Source organism: Catellatospora coxensis (assembly GCF_016862635.1).
Lineage (GTDB): Bacteria > Actinomycetota > Actinomycetes > Mycobacteriales > Micromonosporaceae > Catellatospora > Catellatospora coxensis.
In genome coordinates, this window is record NZ_BONI01000002.1 from 239,701 (window position 1) to 256,255 (window position 16,555).

Genomic DNA, 16,555 nt, shown 5'->3' on the forward strand with positions numbered 1-16,555 from the left:
CCGATTCCCATTGTCGCCGCGCTTGCGGAGGCGATGTCAGCGGTGACGGTCCAGCACGCCCTGGCAAGGCACGCAGTGCGCGGCCCACGGCATCGCGGTGAGGCGGCCGACCGGGATCTGCTCACAGCAGCGTTCGCCGGTGCCGTGCAGGCCATTGTCGAGGCGCACGAGCGCGACCTGCAGCTGCTCCTGCAGCGCAGAAGCCACCATGGCCGGCTCGGCGGTTTCCGGCGCCGCCGTACCGGCGTCGGCAGCATCACCGGTGCCCAGATCATGGCGGCCGAGCGCAGCAGTGCTCTGCTCCCGTAGCCGCTGCAGCTGCTGCGCGCTCTGCTCGTAGCGCTGGCGCACCGTCTGCCCGACAACCGCCCTATCGACGCCCTCCACCACCGCGGTCATGGACTCCCCTTCGCATCGGCCGCTTGACCTGTCGCACACCTGCACAAGACGGGCCCCGGGCGCGACCTCAAGCACATCCCAAGATCTATGTCGATGGCGTACCCGCGTATGGCGCTGACGCAAACTGACCGAACAACCCACGCTAACGTCACGGGTGATGACACTTGCTGAGGTGGCGCGGGTGGCTGAGCGCTCTTCGCTGGGGTGTCCTTCGTTCTTGCCGCGGCTCGCGGGCACGGCACAGCCGCCGCGCCCGCGAGCAGACGCGTCATGAGCTGCGGCGAGGCGACCTGGCGCCCGGAAGTACCTGGGTGGCGTCGGCGTCGTGGCCGTCGCGCTGCCCGGCGGGCGGTGTGGGTGCGACGATGGCGGCCCGCTGCCCGGTCTGGACATTCGCGGGCGTCACGGGAATGGCGATAGTGCGCTCGCCGTGGATCTGGGTGGCGTCGGCCTGGCCGGCGGTGTAGGCGCGGGTGTGGTCGTCCACGCGTGCCGACTCGGTGCCGGCGCGGTCCAGCCAGCCGTCCCAGCGCGACGGCATGGGGCGGATCAGTCCGCCGCCGACGCCGACGATGAGGATGCCGGCGGCCGTCGCCAGGGCGGTGATCAGGATGGGGGTGGTTACGGTGGTGGCCGCCGATCTGGTTGAGGGCCGCGATGACGCCCAGGCCGATGATGAACACCGACGCGATCCGGGCGAGGGTGCGGCCTTGGGACAGGCCGCCGAGTGCGGCGGTGACGATGTCCTTGACCCAGAGTAGAGCAGGATGTTGCCCGGGGCGATGTCGCGGTGCACGACGCCGCGGGAGTGTGCGGCGGCCAGCCCGTCGGCGGTCTGCGCGCCTACCTGCGCCGCCTGCTGCCACGGCAGGCTGCGCTGCCCGGCCAGCGGCTGCGTGAGCGGGTCGCCGTCGATCAGTTCCATGACCAGGTACGCCGCGCTCAGCCGCCCTCCCTTGTGGGCGGTGCCGAAGTCGTACACGTCGGCGATGTTGCGGTGGCGCAGCCTGGCCAGTGCTTGGGCTTCGACCTGCAGGCGGGTCAGGGCGGCGTCGTCGAGCAGTTCGGTCTTGAGGAGTTTGACGGCGACCATGCGCCCGAGTCGTTCGTCGCTGGCGTGCCAGACGGTGGCGCTGCCGCCGCGTCCGGCCGGTTCGGTGAGCAGGTAGCGCTCTTCCAGCAGGGTTCCTGCCTGCCACGGCGACGTTGCCGTGCCGGTCATTGGGTCCTCCTGGGTCAGGCGCGGGCGGCGACTTCGGCGGTGCGGTGCATCTTCTGCCAGCGCAGCCTGCGTCCGGCGATGGCGGTGGTCGCTGATCGCAGCAGGACGGCGTACATGAGCTGCCTGTAGACCAACTGCTGCAGCGGCAGCACCCACAGCGGGCGCAGCGGCTCGCGGTCGAGGCGGAACGCCAGGATCGCCGTGGCGGTCTGCACGGCCAGGATCGCGAGCCAGCCGTAGAGGGTGCTGGCGCGGTCGAGGAAGAACCAGCCGTATACGGCCAGCAGGTCCAGGATCGGCCCGAACAGCGGCAGCAGCACGCTGAACGCGGCGATCAACGTGAGTCCGCGGCGGCCGAACCGGCCGGACGCGCCGGATTCGATGACGCTGCGGCGGTGCTTCCACATCGACTGCATGGTGCCGTAGCTCCACCGGTAGCGCTGCTGCCACAGCTGCCGCAGCGTCGTGGGCGCTTCGGTGTGGCAGCGGGCGTGCTGCTGGTAGACCACCCGCCAGCCGGCCCGCAGGATGCCCATGGTCAGGTCGGTGTCCTCGGCCAGGGTGTCGGTCGACAGCCCGCCCGTGTCGGTCAGGGCCTGCCGCCGGAACGCCCCCAGCGCGCCGGGGATCGTCGGGATGCAGCCCAGGGCGTCGTAGAGGCGCCGGTCGAGGTTGAACCCGATCACGTACTCGATGTGCTGGAACAGGGCCAGCAGTCGGCGGCGGTTGCCGACCTTCACGTTGCCGGCGACCGCACCCACAGTCGGGTCGGCGAACGGCTCGACCAGCCGGGCGAGCGCGTCGGGTTCGACGATGGTGTCGGCGTCGACCATCACGATCAGGTCGTGGCGGGCCAGGGCGATGCCGGTGTTGAGAGCGAGGGCCTTGCCGCCGTTGGGGACCCGTACGAGCCGGACGCTGTCCATGCCCAGCGCCTCGACCGCGGCGGCGGTGCCGTCGGTGGAGCCGTCGTCGACGACGACGATCTCCAGCTGCGGGTACACCGACGCGGCCAGGGTCCGTACGGTCGCGGCGATGGTGTCCTGCTCGTTGTAGGCCGGCACGATGATCGACACCGGTGCGGTGACCGGCGGACCGGGCTGCCAGGACGGGCGGCGGCGGGTGCGCAGCGCGACGGCGAACATCAGCAGCGTGCGGGCCAGGGTGAGCACCCCGACGGCGATGAGGATCCACCACAGGCCGCCCATCATCGCGTCGGACGCGGCGATGGTCCAGACCAGGGCGTGCCCGCGCCACTGGTCCGCATCGCTGGCCGACTGGTGTGCGGGCACGGCCGGCGGGGTGGCCAGTGCCTGGGAGGCGGTGGTGAACCGGTAGCCGCGCTCGCGCATGGCCGGGATGTAGCGGCCCAGCGCGGCCAGGGTCTGTGCCCGGTCGCCGCCGGCGTCGTGCAGCAGCACGATCGCCCCGCCTTCACGGGGGGTGGCGTTGGCGACGATCGCCGCCTGACCGGGGCGGGCCCAGTCACGGCTGTCGGCGTTCTCCAGCACCGTCAGGTAGCCCGCAGCGCCGGCCTCCTGCAGCACCCGCCAGTCGGCGTCGCGCACGGCGTCGGGCGACGACGAGTACGGGGGCCGGAACAGGGTCGTCTTGACGCCGGTCGCGTGCGCGATCGCGAGCTGGGTCAGGGAGTATTCGAGGCTGCGCCGCCACGGGCCGATCGCGGTCAGGTCGGGGTGGGTGAAGGTGTGCACGCCGACCTCGTGGCCTTCGGCGACGATGCGCCGCGTCAGGTCCGGGTAGCGGGCGGCCTGCGCGCCGACGACGAAGAACGTCGCCTGGACCCGGTGGTGGGCCAGCAGGTCCAGGATCTGCGGCGTCCAGACGGGGTCGGGGCCGTCGTCGAAGGTCAACGCGATCCGGTCCCGGGCCGGCTGGGTGGTGGCGGGCCGGCCGGTGGTGGTGATCGCGGGACCGCCGTCGCGTACCTGTGCGGGCACGGCGGCGTCGCTGCCTGCCGCCACGGTGGTGCTGTCGGGCGCGAACGAGGCGTTGGTGTAGGCCTGTACCAGCAGCAGCGTGACGAACACGCCCACCAGCACCCCGGCCACCAGTCGGCGCAGCCACCGGCCCACCGGACGGCGGCCGCTGAGCCTGCTGGTCACCGCCAGCTCATCTTGCGTGGGGGCGCTGTTGCTGCTGAGGTAGACACTCACCGGGCACACCCCGGGGCCGACACCGCCGCGCAGGTGGCCGCCGGGACGGGGTCCGGGTGGACCGGTGCGACCGAGATGCTGAGCCACACCCCCGCCGCTGCGACCGCCAGCAGCGCCGCTACGGCCAGCACGACGATGCGGATCCGGCCGCGGCGGCGGCCGGTGTCGTCGACGAACACCGGCGCGACCGGCGCGGGGGCGGGCATGCGCCTGGTCGGGTCAGCGGGCTCGGCGAGCGTGTCAGACGCAGGGGGCGGGTCGATGGTGGCGGGTCGGGCGCGGCCGATGTGGCGGGCGACGGTGGCGCGTCCGATGCGCCTGCTGGCAGTCATTACCGCGGTCTCCGATGCGGCGAGCAGAAATGGGGGTGTGAGATGGCGCGGTGCCGCCGGGCGTCTGCGCCATCAGCGGTCGGCTGATGGGACGCCGAAGGGTGGCCGCGACGTGGTGGTGCGGCTGGTCTGGAAGTCGGTGATGTTTTCGATGTGGCCGTCTGCGGCGATGACCGACAGCCGGGCCGGGGCGTTGCTGCGGGCGGCGGCGATGGCCTGCCACACGGCCTCGGGTTTTCGCCGGTGGACACCTACCACCTGGTCGCCGTCGAGCACGTCCCAGACGTCGTGGTTGGCGACGACCTCGAAGTACCGCAAGCGCGCCTCCCCTGCCGTCGGCGGCGCCCGCCGGCCTCACCAGCCGGCGGGATGCCGCCGAAGTATCAGATCTCGGTGCGCTCCTCGACCCGGCGAACGTGCGTGGGTTCGCTGACGATCGTCGCGCGGCTGCGCGGCCCCCAGATCAGGGTCGTGAACAGCAGACCGAGCACACCACCGATCATGAAGATCCAGCCGATCACGTCGATGTCGATGCCCGCGACGTCGAAGTCGAGCGCGAACGTGAAGATCGCGCCGAGCACGATGAGGAAGATGCTTGCGCCGATACCCATTGGTGGTCACCTCCAAGGCTGGCCGCGGCGTCGCGGCTCTAGCGCGCCGATACCCTGGGGGTCTTGTTGAAAACCGTCGGCGGTAGACGGATGAGGTCCTGACCTGCGCCGATACGGCGAGCAGGGAGGGTCCGGGTTGGGTTTGTCACAACCCAGTGACATCTTCGTGAGGCCCGGCGCTTCTCGTTTTCGCGCCTTGCCGACCGTGGGCAGCGTGTGTGGCCGTCGGCGGCTTCCACCGGTTGCCTCACCGATGGGGGCTGGCTCACTGGCGAGAGCTCGTACCCCGCGCAGGCCTGCTTCCGCCCCCGCGTTGGCAGCGCGGGGGCGCCTTCGAACCTTACGTCGAACCGGCAACCGGGCCGAAGAAGCATCAGGTGACCTATGTGCGCCCGCGCATCCCGACGGGGGACCTGCCGGGCCGCGCACGTCTCTGTCAGGCCACGTCGGTGAGGCCCGGGCCGGCGAGGCGGGACAGCGCGACCTTCCTGCCGGTCAGCAGCAGGAGCAGGGCGTCGATGGGTCCGGTCACCTCAGGGCCGGCGCCGACCGACCAGTCCACGTCGCTGGCCGTCAGCCGTACTGCGCGCAGGCGGCGGCGAGCCCAGAACGGCCAGCCCATGGTCCACACCCGGGTGGCGGCCGCGGCAGCGGCCCGGGGTGGTATGGGCAAGTGACGGCCCAGCGGCAGGGCGATGTCCTGAGCGTGCACCATCGTGTCGAAGAGGATGTTGCGGTAGTTGGTGACGACCGGCAGTCGCCGGGAGTGCGCGTGCCCGCGAAGCTGTGCGACGAGTTCCGAGACGGGGCGCTGTGCATGCCGGACCGCGATGTCATGGTTGAGACGGTGGAACCGGCCCCCGGCCCGCATCGCGGCTGCGGTCATCGCCCAGACGCCAGGCGGCTGTGGCACAAGGACCAGGTGGGCGACGACGTCACGCACCCGCCATCCGGCGCACAGCGACGGCGTCTCCCACTCGACCTCGGACAGTCCTTCCAGCAGATCGGCCAGCTGATGCCGCTGTCCGGCGATGACCTGCCAGCTCTCGTCTTGATCCATCGCCGACCCCTAACTGGTACGATGATTTGACTAAATTCAGTCAGAGAATCTGACCACATGTCAAGGGGCGGCCATGCCGGAGGAGCCGAACATCGGGCTGCTGATGTTCATCGCGCACCGCGCACTGGAGAAGCGGGTGCTCGACGCAGTCACCGACGCGGGCTTCGGCATCACGCTGGCGCAGGCGCGGATCTTTCAACGCGTCGGACCCGACGGCACACGCCTGACCGAACTCGCCGAGCAGGCCCAGGTCACCAAGCAGACAGCAGGATTCCTCGTCGACCAGTTGGAGCGCGCCGGCTACGTGGAACGAGTGGCCGACCCCACCGACGCCCGCGCGCGCCTGGTACGCATCGCCGAACGGGGCCGCCGGGCGACGGTCGTCGCCGCGGCCGTCGTGGCGGAGGTCGAGGCGGAGTGGACAGCACACCTGGGCGTGCGGCGCATGGCAGACGTCCGCGACGCGCTGACCCGCCTACGCCAGATCACCGACCCCTACGAGCGGAGGACAACAGGTTAGACGGGACGCCCGGCAGCCACCGATCTTCCGTACACGACAGCTGTGCACACGGTCGGCGATCGGATCTGGTCCAGATTCATTGATCGAAGCCGACCACCGTCAAGGCGTCAGGTCGCAGGCAGGACTCGCTCGCCGGGCAGGCCGAAGCCCCGCGGCCGCACATCCGCCTTGGCGCAGCTTGATCCTGTTCACGCCACCTTCAAATGACGTTCTGCATGATGGGAACGCCGTGGATGCTGGTGCCTGGCCCGCCCGTGAGCTGATCCCCGGAGGCGGGCTGTTACTGGGGGTCCTGTCCGGTCAGTGGGCTGGTGTCCGGCCTTGCCCAGGTGCCATCCGGCTGCGGTGCGGCGTGTCGGACGCTGGGGTGGTCGGCGATGAGCGACCCGCGGATCTCGCTCATGTGTGTCGCCCAGGTGATGCGGGGCAGCATGTAGGTCGATGCGGTGAAGGATGTCGGTAGCGGCGCGGGCGGACCGAACAGCCAGCCCTGTCCGAGGGATGCGCCGATCGCGATTGCCGTTTTCAGGTGATGCCGGGTTTCGATGCCCTCGGCGAGGATGGCCGCGTCGGTGCGCCGGGCCTGGGCACGCACGGTGTCGACCACCGCGGCGTGCCGGCCGGCGGACTGGACCACGTGGCGGTCGAGCTTGATTACGTCGGGGCTCACCAGTGGCATGAGGGTCAGGGTCTGCGCCGCGGCGCCGACGTCGTCCAGCGCTATGCGCCCGCCCCGGCGGCGTATCCAGTCGATCGACGTCATGAGCGCGCCGATGTCCGGCGGATGGTGCTCGGTGAGCTCGAACACGATCTGGAGCCTGGCCATCGCGGACTTCACGTCATCGACGAATCCGGCGGGCGCGGGCATGCCAAGGGTGACCTGATCCACGTTCATGAACAGCGGCAGCGAGAGGGGAAGGCCGGCTCGTAGGGCACCCTGGCAGGCTGCTGCCTGGCAGAGCCGGTCGAGTTCGGGAACACAGCCGGCGCGGACCGCGTAGGCGAACAAGGCGGCTGGGGAATGGAACTCGGTGCTTTCGGGACCCCTTGCCAGGGCTTCGTACGCCACCGTTTGGCCGTTGGACAGCGTGACGATCGGCTGGTAAACGCAATAAACCAGCCGATCGGAAAGGATCGACTCGAACAACTTTCGTCGGCTGCAAGACGTATCAAGTGGGGCCATATCGAGTCCCTGCATGGAAGTTTGAGCGTTAAAATGGCTCATCCATCTGCCCGGGTCATCCCGCCCGCTCATCCGTCGCCCGCCGACCGGGGTCCGATAGCTCGGCTATCCACAAAACAACAGGCACACGTAGAGGTCAACCAAGGTACAGGTCCCCGCCTTGACCGGCCGCTAAACACTCTCATGATCTTGGGTGCCCGGCAGTTGAGTCTGATCGCCTCGGGGTGCACTGGCTGGACGGAGGGCCGGTCAGGATTCAGCGAACCTGAGGAAGACCCCGGCTCGAGGTAAGTCGATCCGGTCCGGCTGGGCGTTTCCAGTTCGGAGCAGGCCTCCCGGCGAAGCCGCGGCCAGGCGCAGCAGGGTGCGCCAGGCGAGATGCGCCCAGGTCCTGGCCGTTGCTACGCCTACCCTGCAATCGGCGGGCGTATCCTGCCCAAAGACCATCTGTACTAGTTTGGGCGGCGCGCACGTACCATCCGCACCCGCAGAGCAACCGGGCTGACGCCGACGGCGGCCGCAGCCGCCCCGGCGGACAACCCGTCGACTGCCACCAGCTCCAGGGCCTGCCGGTCGGCCGGGCTCAGCCGCTGCATTGCGGCATACACCCGGTGGGCTTCGGCCGCCGCGTCCAGGCGCTCCTCCACTTCAACGTGCGCGTCGGCGTCGAGGAACTCCCGCCCACCTGAGCTGCTGCGCGGTCTGGGTCTGGCGGACCTGGTCGCGGCGCATCACATGGCCGCGAGAAATGCCCGGACCCGCTCCATGAGCAGCGCGGACGCCTCAGGGTCGTACGCATCGAGGGAGGAATCTGCGAAAAGGTGCTCGTCGCCCGGGTAGACGAACAGCTCGGCGGCGGCCGTGGAGCCGGCGAGCTCGCGTGCGGCCGGCAGGTCCTCGTCGAAGAACTCGTCGCCCTCCTTGCCGTGGATCTGCACCGGCACGCCCTCGGGCCACGTGTTCCCGAATTCCGCGACCGGAAGGCAGGAGTACATGAGCAGTGCCCCGCGGGCACCGGGCCGGGTTTGCGCGAGCCGCTGGGCGATCGTCACGCCGAAGGAGAAGCCGGCGTAGACGAGCCCGGAGCCGAGTTCGTCGGCCGCGGCGGCGCCGCGCTGGCGGATCGCGTCGAGCCCCAGCTTCCGAGCGAATCCGAACCCCTCCTCGATGCTGGCGAACGTGCGGCCGTCGAACAGGTCCGGCGTGTGCACGGTGTGCCCGGCCTCCCGCAGGCTCTCAGCGAAGCTCCGAACCCCGTCAGTCAGGCCTTGGATGTGGTGATACAGCAGCACGTCAGTCATGACGTCGACCCCCTTTACGAACGATCCAACTTTCCGGAACGTTCGGCAATGCTAGTCTGCTGTGCCATGGCGGACAACCCCCCGGACTACGAGCTGGCCGATCGCATGGCGCTGACCAGAGCGGACCAGGTCAAGGCCATCGGCCACCCGCTCCGGACGACGATCCTGCAGCTGCTCCACGAACGGGCCGCGACCGTGACCGAGCTGGCGGCCGCGGTCGACCGCCCCAAGAGCACGGTCGCGCACCATGTGGACGTACTTGCACGCAACGGCCTGCTCCAGGTGGTGCGCACGCGGAAGGTGCGGGCCGTCGAGGAGCGCTTCTACGGGCGCACCGCTCGCATCTTCCACGTGGCAACGGAGTCGTCATCGGCCGGCGAACAGGCGACGGGTGACTTCAACGACTTCGAGGTGGCTGCACGGGAGTCCGCGACGGCGTTCGAGCAGGGAAAGCTCTGGGGCTTCATCCGGCATGCACGCATCTCGGAGGATCAGGCCTCTCAGTTCTGGAACCGGATGGCCGAACTGGTCGACGAGTTCGACCGGACGCCGCGGTCCGGCGAAACCATGTACGGGTTCGCGATCGGCATCTACCCCACCGACCACCCGACCCTACCGACAGCAGAGTGAGCACGGGGTCGACGATCCAACTCCGATGGCGCGCCGATCCGGCTGCGTTCATCCCTCCCCCGCCCAGGGCTCGAGGCCGCCGAGGCGTGAACCTTGCTCGGCCCTGTGCAGCAGATCGCGCCGTGGGGTGGCCCTGCCTCAGCTCCCATTACGGCAGCGTGATACCTGCCGCGATTCCTCGCGGCAGGTATCACGCTGAGCGCGTCAACCAGACGATAACGTCATAAGCAGCTCGGTTCGGCGCTTTGTTCGCCGCGTGTCGAATGAAATGGCACCGCGGGCGCGACGGGCGAGGCCGCCCGCCGCGGGTCCGCAGCGGCATTCACGTCATCGTCCTCACCGTTAGACGTTCGGCGACGTTGGTTCACGCGGGACCGCTCACCCGCTTGGGTCCCGCTCGACCCCGACACCCAGCAGCCGATCGAGCCTGAACAGCGCGGGTTCCGCCGACTCGCCTCCGAACCCGCTCAATCGGTGAGGGCCATCGAGTTCGGGGCCTTGATCGGTCCACCGCGGCCCCGCGGCTGTCTCGGCCCTTGCGCTGCGAGGCATCGAGTCCGGGCGGGCTACGGACCCGGCTTGCCCCACTGAGCAAGTACGCCGGCCAGGAACTGGTGACCGACGGCCGTCAGGCGCACCGTCAGGGCACGCTGGCCCGCGACGGGCTCCACGAACCCGTCGGCCAGCAGAAGGTAAATCACGGCGCGCACCGCCTCGGTGCCGACCACGGCGTCGCGCGGCAGCGCCTGGTGCAGTCCTCGAACCGTCCAGGACTGCTGAAGCCCACTGGCCAGGACTCCGTAGACCACAGCTCTGGAGGCGCTGTACACGGTCAACACCGGTGACGACACGAACCTCACCAAGCGGCACCCCCGACACCGGACACGGCAGCGCTGACCAAAGCCTCAGTTCCGGCAACCACCGAGACACACGGTATCCATCCACGACCGACATTGCGACCCTCGCCCCGGCGGCAATTCCGCACAGCACCACCGCGCCGGGACACTCACGTCGCTGACCTCCCACCAGCGGACGGCACCGTGCAGGCCAACATCGGCTCGCCCGACATGCAGCCATGGCGCGATCGCGGGAGTCCCGATGAGGTGCCTGAGGGCGGGGCCACGACCCACATTCATGCTCGTCTGGTCAGGCCGCCTGCTCCGGTCGCGATCGGGGACATGGACCAGGTGTTCGCAGGTGTTCAGGACGGCGGCCCCTACCCAGCGAGTGTTGGCGAGCCTGCGCGACCAGCAGACCGACTGTGTACATGTCGCGGCGCCATAGGGTGGGATGAGCGGATGGCGCGCCTGGCGGTCCGAAGCGGTGCCGTCACGGCCGCTGCGGAGGCGGTTCGGTGGGGAACAGCGCACGCCACAGCCGGTCCTGCAGACAGTCCTGCCGCTCGGCGGTGCCGGGCTCCGCGCTTACATGGTCTCCGATGGCGTGGCTCCACCAGTCGTCGCCGAGGTCGGTGTTGCCGACCGCCGCGGCCAGCTCATCGCGCAGCCACGGGTAGCGGCCTCGCTGGATGCTCAGGCGCAGGTCCGCCATGCTGTCGGGTTCCAGACGGTCGCAGTAGGTCCGCAGCACCTGGATGAGTTGAATGCTGGGCTGCACGGTACGGTCCGTCTCCCCGCCTGTGGGCGCATGTGGTGACATCGGAGCTTACGTGAACTACCGGTGGTACTGATCCTGCCGGCGGCTCAGCCCAGCGCCGGCATGAGCGCGGCCAGCGCCCGCTGGGACACCTGCTCCACGGTCCCTGCCGCGTCGATCTGCGCCAGGAGGCCGCAGGTGCGGTAGTGGTCGGCCAGCGGTGCGGTCTGCGTGGCATACACCTGCAGCCGGTGAGCGATCGTAGCCGGCTCGTCGTCGGCACGCTGGTAGAGCTCGCCACCACACGTCCCACAGCGGCCCCGCGTCGGCGGGCGGTGAACGAGGTGCCACACCGCCGCGCATGCGCGGCAGGTACGCCGCCCGGACATCCGCTGGGTCACCTCGGCGGTGTCGACGTGGAATTCGAGCACGGCATCCAGCCGCCGCCCGTCGTGGGCGAGCGTCTCGTCCAGCAGCCGCGCCTGCGTGAGAGTGCGAGGAAAGCCGTCGAGGATGAACCCTGACTGCGTGTCGGGCTCTGCGAGTCTGGCAGCCACCATGCCGACGGTCACCTCGTCGGGCACGAGGGTTCCGGCGTCGAGGTGGGACTTCGCCAGCAGGCCCAGCGGTGTCCCGGTGGACACATGGGCACGGAAGAGGTCCCCGGTCGAGATCTTCGGCACGGAGAGGCCGGTGGCCAGCAGGTCGGCCTGGGTTCCCTTGCCCGCGCCGGGCGGGCCGAGCAGTACGAGCTTCACTCACTCACCTGGACAGCAGTCGTTGGTTGCGGTTACTGGCGATTTTTGTGGCCGCGACGGCCTGCGGACAATGATCAGGATCACCCGCAGGACTTAATCACTTGCGAAGAATGGCAAGTCGTGACATTGCCCGCCACATGTGGTTGACCGCCCGCGTCCAACGAGACTCGACCGCGGTCGTCACCGTGCAGTGTCTGTTCGCCTCAGACCCCGCCAGAGCACGGCCAGGGGCCAGAGCCGACGGTGGACCGGCCGAGCATTGTCGCCCTCCGTGCTCGCCGCAGGATGGTCACGATTCGAACGATCCGGGCATGCGAGCACCTCAAACCCGAGCCATCCATCGACGCGATACGATCTCACCATCTGCTAAGATTAGCAAGCTGCTAGGCTGTCAGTGAAAGGCCAGGCATGACGCTCAAGCCCGGCCGCGACGAGTCGCATCTCACTGGCCCGGCCAGCCGCCTGCCAAGACCTGCGCCGGTCCCGCTCGGCCTCAAGCCGCCCCGGCGCATCGACAACGGCGTCGGGCGCCGGGGTCCAAGCCGGCGACACGGGCGCAAGGGCTTTCCCAGCCGAAGACCAGCGGCTTCACGTCTGGCCGATCGCCCGGTTCAGGTCGCTGCCGTGAAGCAGGCGCCCCCGCGGGCTCTGGGTCGTCGCGCGAGCGAGCTGGTCCAGCGGCAGACTCCCGGGCCCGGTGATCGCGACAAGGATGACATTGCGCTGCCCGCCGTCGCGGTCGATGTCGGCGTCGGCCAGCAGGCAGGTGTCGGCGAAGTGCCCCTGCGCCGCTACGGCGATCGTGCGGGTCAGCACGAACGGGGGTGCATCGACGATGTTCACCGCGTACATGCCGCCCGGCCGCAGGATGCGGGCCGCCTCGGCGGCGAGGCGCTCAGTGGTCAGTTCCGGTGCGATGCGCTCGCCCTGGTATGCGTCGGCGATCACGAGATCGAACTCGTCGGCCGCGGCGGCGGCGACCGCGTCGCGGGCGTCGGCAATCCGCACCTTGATGCCGTCGGCGGTGACCGGAAGGTGGCGCCGGATGAGGGTGTAGAGCTTGCGGTCGCTTTCGATAACGTCCTGGCGCGAGCCGGGCCTTGTCGCCGCCACGAATCTGGGCAGTGTCATCGCGCCCCCGCCCAGGTGGAGCACCCGCAGCGGGTGCCCTGCCGGTGCGGCTGCGTCGATGACCGAAGCCAGGCGCCGCGCGTACGTGAACTCGAGGTGGGTCGGCGTGGGCAGGCACACGTAGGACTGCGCGGCGTCGTCGATGTACAGCGTCCAACCACCGCGTCGGCGCGGGTCCGGGACGAGTTCGGCGATGCCCCAGTCGACCCGCTCGACGACTGATCTAGGACGCGTCCGACTGGTCACGGCATGTCCGATCGTCCCAATCGACCTGCCATGCCCAGCCAAGATCCGAACAGCGTCATCGACCTGGGGTCCCCTTCTGCTCCGATAGCGCCGGTGCCGGCGCGGTCCCCGGACACCTATTCTAGCGACTTGCGAAATCTGCTAAGTAAGCAACCTCGCATACATTGACCATGCGTGTTTTTGTGCGACCGACATGCTTGCCGGCCTTGATGGCTCCGATCACGCCATCGCCCATCTCGAGGCAGCTGCGGTCGCCGCAGTGCTTGGGGCGTTCGCCGGCCGTGCGCCGGGGTGCGATTGCCGATGCCGCGCTCGAGTTCGAGGGGAGCGGCAGTGGGCGGTCTGGGTAGCAGCGGCGGGCCTCGCCGTCCTGGGCGGCACGGCGGGCGGGCGCTCGCCCTTGAGGCCGCCGCACGGTCCGCGGCGGGATAGCTGATGGCCGGCGCGGACGTCACGTCGGCCGCCGCTGGGCGCAGTGTCCGCGCTCCGAGGCCGTCGTCTCGATATGCGCGGGACGTCGTTTGCGGGGCGTGGCCGTAGTATCGGGCGGTACCCGGCAGGCTCGCACCACCACGATCAAGCTCGTCGACGTTACGGACACGCTGCGCCGCGACAAGAGCGGCGGCGTAGCCCTTCCCTCCGAGAAAGATCGACTCGTAGGACGCGCCAACTGCCGCGCCTGCTTCCCACCACCACCGCGCCACCGACCGCGCAGGAACAGCCCGCGGAACTGATCGGAAGCCTGGCGTCCGCGCGCTTCGCTACTCCACCCCGACCATGCTGGGCCATGCTCGCAGCAGGCCTCCTCGACGTCAGCACGATGATCACCCACCGGTTCGCGCTGGACGAGATCATGCACGCCTACGACGTGTTCGCCGACCCCGCGGCCAGCGGTGCGCTCAAGGTCCTGCTCACCCGCCTCTGACCGCCGACTGCGAACGCGGCAGGCCCGAAGGCACCTCCTACCGCGCCGTGTAGCACACAAGTCCGCGCCGCCCGGCCCGCGGCGGTCATCGACGAAAAAGGAGGTGTCGGTGAACACGGTCGAGCGGTCGCCCGTGCCGTCGGGGGCAGCGCTGTGGCCGCTCAGGCATAGGAGCAGTCTGCCGCGTGGTCGTTGACGCCGGTCGCGTCGCAGCGCGGGCATGTCTGACCGTTGACCATGCGGTGCGACACGAGCAGCGACTCGTGCACCAGCCGCCTACCCGCGGCCATCCCCTGCTGGTAGTCGGCGCTGGCCGCCCGCGCGGCGTCGTACGGAATGTGCACCGGCGGTCGGTGCCAACCGGCGGCCATAGCGGCGATGCGCGCGATCAGCTCCTGCTCGACGTGTCGTCCGCGTTCCATGCCGTCTCGGAACTCGACGCTGGTCGCGAGTGTGCCGCCGTCGGGATCGGGCACCGAGGTGTGGGTGATATCGCCGACCCTCGCCAGGCAGGCGAACCGGTAGACGGTCGCGGCGACGTCCTCGCTGCGCCGGGAATGTGGACCGGCGCCGGCATCGCCGTTCACGGCAGTTGTCCTTGCCACACATGCCTGCCGGGGGCCATCACCGCTGTGAGCGCACTGGTGCGTCTGCGGACCCGCATGTCACGGCCTCGGGCCTGGTCGTCGCGATGGGAGAGCTTGCGATAATGGGCCGGGCGTGTCAGGCGAGCACGAGAGAAGGAAACCTCGCCTGACACGCCCGCCCGGTCAAGGGGTGCCGTAGCTAGGGCCGGCCGACTGGTTCGGCGGCGCGCAGGTCGTCCAGCAGGCCGACCTGGTTGGCCAGGACCTCGGTGAGGATGCGCCGGGCGACCGCGAGCAGTTCGGCCACCTGGGGGCTGACCAGGGAGTAGTAGACCGTCGAGCCTTCCCTGCGGGCCACGACGAGGTTCATCTTGCGCAGGACGGCCAGCTGCTGGGACAGGTGCGCCGATTCGAGACCGACCTCGGGCAGCATCTCCCCGACCGAATGCTCCCGGACGGACAGCAGCTCCAGAACCCGGATGCGGGCAGGGTGGGCCAGGGCTTTGAAGAACTCCGCTTTGGCCTGATACAGCGGTTTGCTCACCGGTCCACCCCCTTCGTCGCAGGACACCGTACCCGCCCAGACGTGCGTTCGACGTCTGCGCGGCTCGGCTGGTCGTCGTGTGACATTTTCGCGTCACCACCCCAGACTACACGACATAGCAAGTTGCTAAAGTTAGCAATTAAAAGAGGGTGTGGCTGGCACCACCTTCGCAGTGAAAGGCATGTGATCGATGACTGTGGCAACGACGCCCGGCCTGGCCCCCGCCCCGACCACCCATCCGCGGCTGCTGGCGTGGGTGGCCGAGGTGGCCGCGCTGACCACACCCGCCGAGGTGGTGTGGTGCGACGGTTCCGACGAGGAGTGGCAGCGTCTGACCGGGCGGCTCGTCGACGCCGGCACGCTGGTGCGGCTGAATTCTGAGCACAAGCCGAACTCGTTCTGGGCCCGCACCGACCCCTCGGACGTGGCCCGGGTCGAGGAGCGCACCTTCATCTGCTCGGTCGACCCCGACGACGCCGGCCCGACCAACAACTGGATGGCCCCCGCCGAGATGAAGCAGCTCATGAGCGGGCTGTACCGCGGGAGCATGGCTGGCCGGACCATGTACGTGGTCCCGTTCTGCATGGGCCCCCTGGACGCCGAGGACCCCAAGTTCGGCGTGGAGATCACCGACTCGGCCTATGTCGCGGCCAGCATGAAGATCATGACACGGATGGGCATCCCGGTACTGGATGTCATGGGTGAGGACGCCGAGTTCGTGCCCGCGCTGCACTCCGTCGGCGTACCCCTGCAGCCCGGCCAGGCGGATGTGATGTGGCCGTGCAACGACACCAAGTACATCGCCCACTTCCCCGACACCCGCGAGATCTGGTCCTACGGGTCGGGATACGGCGGCAACTCGCTGCTGGGCAAGAAGTGCTACAGCTTGCGCATCGCCAGCGTGATGGCCCGTGACGAGGGCTGGCTGGCCGAGCACATGCTGATCCTGAAGCTCACCAGCCCGCAGCAGAAGGTGCGTTACGTCGCGGCGGCGTTCCCGTCGGCGTGTGGCAAGACCAACCTGGCCATGCTGGAGCCGACCATCCGCGGCTGGAAGGTCGAGACCCTGGGCGACGACATCGCCTGGATGCGCTTCGGCGAGGACGGGCGCCTGTACGCGGTCAACCCCGAGTACGGGTTCTTCGGCGTCGCCCCGGGCACGGACTACTCGACGAACCCGAACGCGATGCGGACCCTGGCCCGAGGCAACTCACTGTTCACCAACGTCGCGCTCACCGACGACGGCGACGTGTGGTGGGAGGGCATGGGCAACCCGCCGCAGCATCTGACCGACTGGCACGGCAACGACTGGACGCCGGACTCCGAGCAGGTC

Annotated in this window: 20 protein-coding genes; 4 read left to right on the plus strand and 16 right to left on the minus strand. The window is 69.5% G+C overall.

All coding sequences use genetic code 11. The features are described from left to right. Positions 1-36 precede the first annotated feature (36 nt). The 7 genes from Cco03nite_RS02480 to Cco03nite_RS02515 form a co-directional block, all read right to left on the minus strand. Positions 37-399, minus strand: a complete 363-nt coding sequence (locus tag Cco03nite_RS02480) for a TraR/DksA family transcriptional regulator (protein WP_203688252.1) — start codon at positions 397-399, stop codon at positions 37-39. Between the two features lie 268 nt (positions 400-667). Further along, positions 668-1,621 (minus strand): serine/threonine-protein kinase, encoded by a 954-nt coding sequence (locus tag Cco03nite_RS43110; RefSeq protein ID WP_373314201.1) that lies wholly within the window; start codon positions 1,619-1,621, stop codon positions 668-670. A gap of 14 nt (positions 1,622-1,635) precedes the next feature. Beyond that, on the minus strand, positions 1,636-3,798 hold the full coding sequence (locus Cco03nite_RS02495; protein WP_239167052.1) for a bifunctional polysaccharide deacetylase/glycosyltransferase family 2 protein: 2,163 nt from the start codon (positions 3,796-3,798) through the stop codon (positions 1,636-1,638). Further along, positions 3,795-4,130 carry a hypothetical protein gene (locus tag Cco03nite_RS02500; protein ID WP_203688254.1) on the minus strand — a complete coding sequence of 112 codons (336 nt, stop codon included), beginning with the start codon at positions 4,128-4,130 and terminating at the stop codon, positions 3,795-3,797. The genes Cco03nite_RS02495 and Cco03nite_RS02500 overlap by 4 nt, the downstream gene beginning before the upstream one ends. A 72-nt stretch (positions 4,131-4,202) precedes the next feature. Next, positions 4,203-4,448, minus strand: coding sequence for a hypothetical protein (locus Cco03nite_RS02505; protein ID WP_203688255.1), 246 nt, complete (start codon positions 4,446-4,448; stop codon positions 4,203-4,205). A 65-nt stretch (positions 4,449-4,513) separates the two neighbouring features. Further along, positions 4,514-4,741, minus strand: coding sequence for a DUF6458 family protein (locus tag Cco03nite_RS02510; RefSeq protein ID WP_203688256.1), 228 nt, complete (start codon positions 4,739-4,741; stop codon positions 4,514-4,516). Between the two features lie 436 nt (positions 4,742-5,177). Continuing rightward, the gene (locus Cco03nite_RS02515; RefSeq protein WP_203688257.1) at positions 5,178-5,801 is read right to left on the minus strand and encodes a maleylpyruvate isomerase family mycothiol-dependent enzyme; all 624 of its coding nucleotides are present in this window, start codon (positions 5,799-5,801) and stop codon (positions 5,178-5,180) included. A 73-nt stretch (positions 5,802-5,874) separates the two neighbouring features. Here Cco03nite_RS02515 and Cco03nite_RS02520 point away from each other — a divergent pair, with 73 nt between their 5' ends. Continuing rightward, on the plus strand, positions 5,875-6,321 hold the full coding sequence (locus tag Cco03nite_RS02520) for a MarR family winged helix-turn-helix transcriptional regulator (protein ID WP_203688258.1): 447 nt from the start codon (positions 5,875-5,877) through the stop codon (positions 6,319-6,321). Between the two features lie 280 nt (positions 6,322-6,601). Here Cco03nite_RS02520 and Cco03nite_RS02525 read toward each other — a convergent pair whose 3' ends face one another. From Cco03nite_RS02525 to Cco03nite_RS02535, 3 genes are all read right to left on the minus strand, one after another. Then, entirely contained in the window at positions 6,602-7,468 is an 867-nt protein-coding gene (locus Cco03nite_RS02525; RefSeq protein ID WP_203688259.1) for an EAL domain-containing protein, read from the minus strand. Positions 7,469-7,956: 488 nt separating this feature from the next. Then, positions 7,957-8,151: a sigma factor-like helix-turn-helix DNA-binding protein gene (locus Cco03nite_RS43115; RefSeq protein ID WP_203688260.1), complete on the minus strand. Its 195-nt coding sequence runs from the start codon at positions 8,149-8,151 to the stop codon at positions 7,957-7,959. An 84-nt stretch (positions 8,152-8,235) separates the two neighbouring features. Continuing rightward, the gene (locus tag Cco03nite_RS02535) at positions 8,236-8,805 is read right to left on the minus strand and encodes a dienelactone hydrolase family protein (RefSeq protein ID WP_203688261.1); all 570 of its coding nucleotides are present in this window, start codon (positions 8,803-8,805) and stop codon (positions 8,236-8,238) included. Positions 8,806-8,910: 105 nt separating this feature from the next. Between Cco03nite_RS02535 and Cco03nite_RS02540 the strand changes: the two genes are divergently transcribed. Continuing rightward, positions 8,911-9,435, plus strand: a complete 525-nt coding sequence (locus Cco03nite_RS02540; protein WP_239167053.1) for an ArsR/SmtB family transcription factor — start codon at positions 8,911-8,913, stop codon at positions 9,433-9,435. A gap of 566 nt (positions 9,436-10,001) precedes the next feature. On the opposite strand, the gene Cco03nite_RS02545 is transcribed toward Cco03nite_RS02540, so the two are convergent. From Cco03nite_RS02545 to Cco03nite_RS02560, 4 genes are all read right to left on the minus strand, one after another. Beyond that, complete coding sequence (locus Cco03nite_RS02545; protein WP_203688263.1) at positions 10,002-10,286, minus strand: hypothetical protein; 285 nt, start codon at positions 10,284-10,286, stop codon at positions 10,002-10,004. A gap of 478 nt (positions 10,287-10,764) precedes the next feature. Beyond that, complete coding sequence (locus Cco03nite_RS02550) at positions 10,765-11,052, minus strand: hypothetical protein (protein WP_203688264.1); 288 nt, start codon at positions 11,050-11,052, stop codon at positions 10,765-10,767. 86 nt (positions 11,053-11,138) lie between these two features. Next, entirely contained in the window at positions 11,139-11,789 is a 651-nt protein-coding gene (locus tag Cco03nite_RS02555) for an adenylate kinase (protein ID WP_203688265.1), read from the minus strand. 588 nt (positions 11,790-12,377) lie between these two features. Beyond that, on the minus strand, positions 12,378-13,208 hold the full coding sequence (locus Cco03nite_RS02560) for a spermidine synthase (protein WP_203688266.1): 831 nt from the start codon (positions 13,206-13,208) through the stop codon (positions 12,378-12,380). A gap of 745 nt (positions 13,209-13,953) precedes the next feature. On the opposite strand from Cco03nite_RS02560, the gene Cco03nite_RS02565 reads away from it, so the two are divergent. After that, positions 13,954-14,091, plus strand: a complete 138-nt coding sequence (locus tag Cco03nite_RS02565; protein ID WP_203688267.1) for a hypothetical protein — start codon at positions 13,954-13,956, stop codon at positions 14,089-14,091. 161 nt (positions 14,092-14,252) lie between these two features. Here Cco03nite_RS02565 and Cco03nite_RS02570 read toward each other — a convergent pair whose 3' ends face one another. Next, a complete protein-coding gene (locus Cco03nite_RS02570) occupies positions 14,253-14,678 on the minus strand; it encodes a hypothetical protein (protein ID WP_203688268.1) in 426 nt (141 codons plus the stop codon). A gap of 199 nt (positions 14,679-14,877) precedes the next feature. Further along, a complete protein-coding gene (locus Cco03nite_RS02575) occupies positions 14,878-15,222 on the minus strand; it encodes an ArsR/SmtB family transcription factor (protein WP_203688269.1) in 345 nt (114 codons plus the stop codon). A 190-nt stretch (positions 15,223-15,412) separates the two neighbouring features. Here Cco03nite_RS02575 and Cco03nite_RS02580 point away from each other — a divergent pair. Then, positions 15,413-16,555, plus strand: a 1,143-nt coding sequence (locus tag Cco03nite_RS02580) for a phosphoenolpyruvate carboxykinase (GTP) (RefSeq protein WP_203688270.1), incomplete at its 3' end; no start/stop codon positions are given.

What these genes read in the sequence shown, in the direction of transcription:
- Cco03nite_RS02480 (WP_203688252.1), bottom strand. Translation starts at nt 399, where the DNA reads ATGACCGCGGTGGTGGAGGGCGTCGATAGGGCGGTTGTCGGGCAGACG.
- Cco03nite_RS43110 (WP_373314201.1), bottom strand. Translation starts at nt 1,621, where the DNA reads ATGACCGGCACGGCAACGTCGCCGTGGCAGGCAGGAACCCTGCTGGAA.
- Cco03nite_RS02500 (WP_203688254.1), bottom strand. Translation starts at nt 4,130, where the DNA reads ATGACTGCCAGCAGGCGCATCGGACGCGCCACCGTCGCCCGCCACATC.
- Cco03nite_RS02510 (WP_203688256.1), bottom strand. Translation starts at nt 4,741, where the DNA reads ATGGGTATCGGCGCAAGCATCTTCCTCATCGTGCTCGGCGCGATCTTC.
- Cco03nite_RS02515 (WP_203688257.1), bottom strand. Translation starts at nt 5,801, where the DNA reads ATGGATCAAGACGAGAGCTGGCAGGTCATCGCCGGACAGCGGCATCAG.
- Cco03nite_RS02520 (WP_203688258.1), top strand. Translation starts at nt 5,875, where the DNA reads ATGCCGGAGGAGCCGAACATCGGGCTGCTGATGTTCATCGCGCACCGC.
- Cco03nite_RS02535 (WP_203688261.1), bottom strand. Translation starts at nt 8,805, where the DNA reads ATGACTGACGTGCTGCTGTATCACCACATCCAAGGCCTGACTGACGGG.
- Cco03nite_RS02540 (WP_239167053.1), top strand. Translation starts at nt 8,911, where the DNA reads ATGGCGCTGACCAGAGCGGACCAGGTCAAGGCCATCGGCCACCCGCTC.
- Cco03nite_RS02565 (WP_203688267.1), top strand. Translation starts at nt 13,954, where the DNA reads ATGCTCGCAGCAGGCCTCCTCGACGTCAGCACGATGATCACCCACCGG.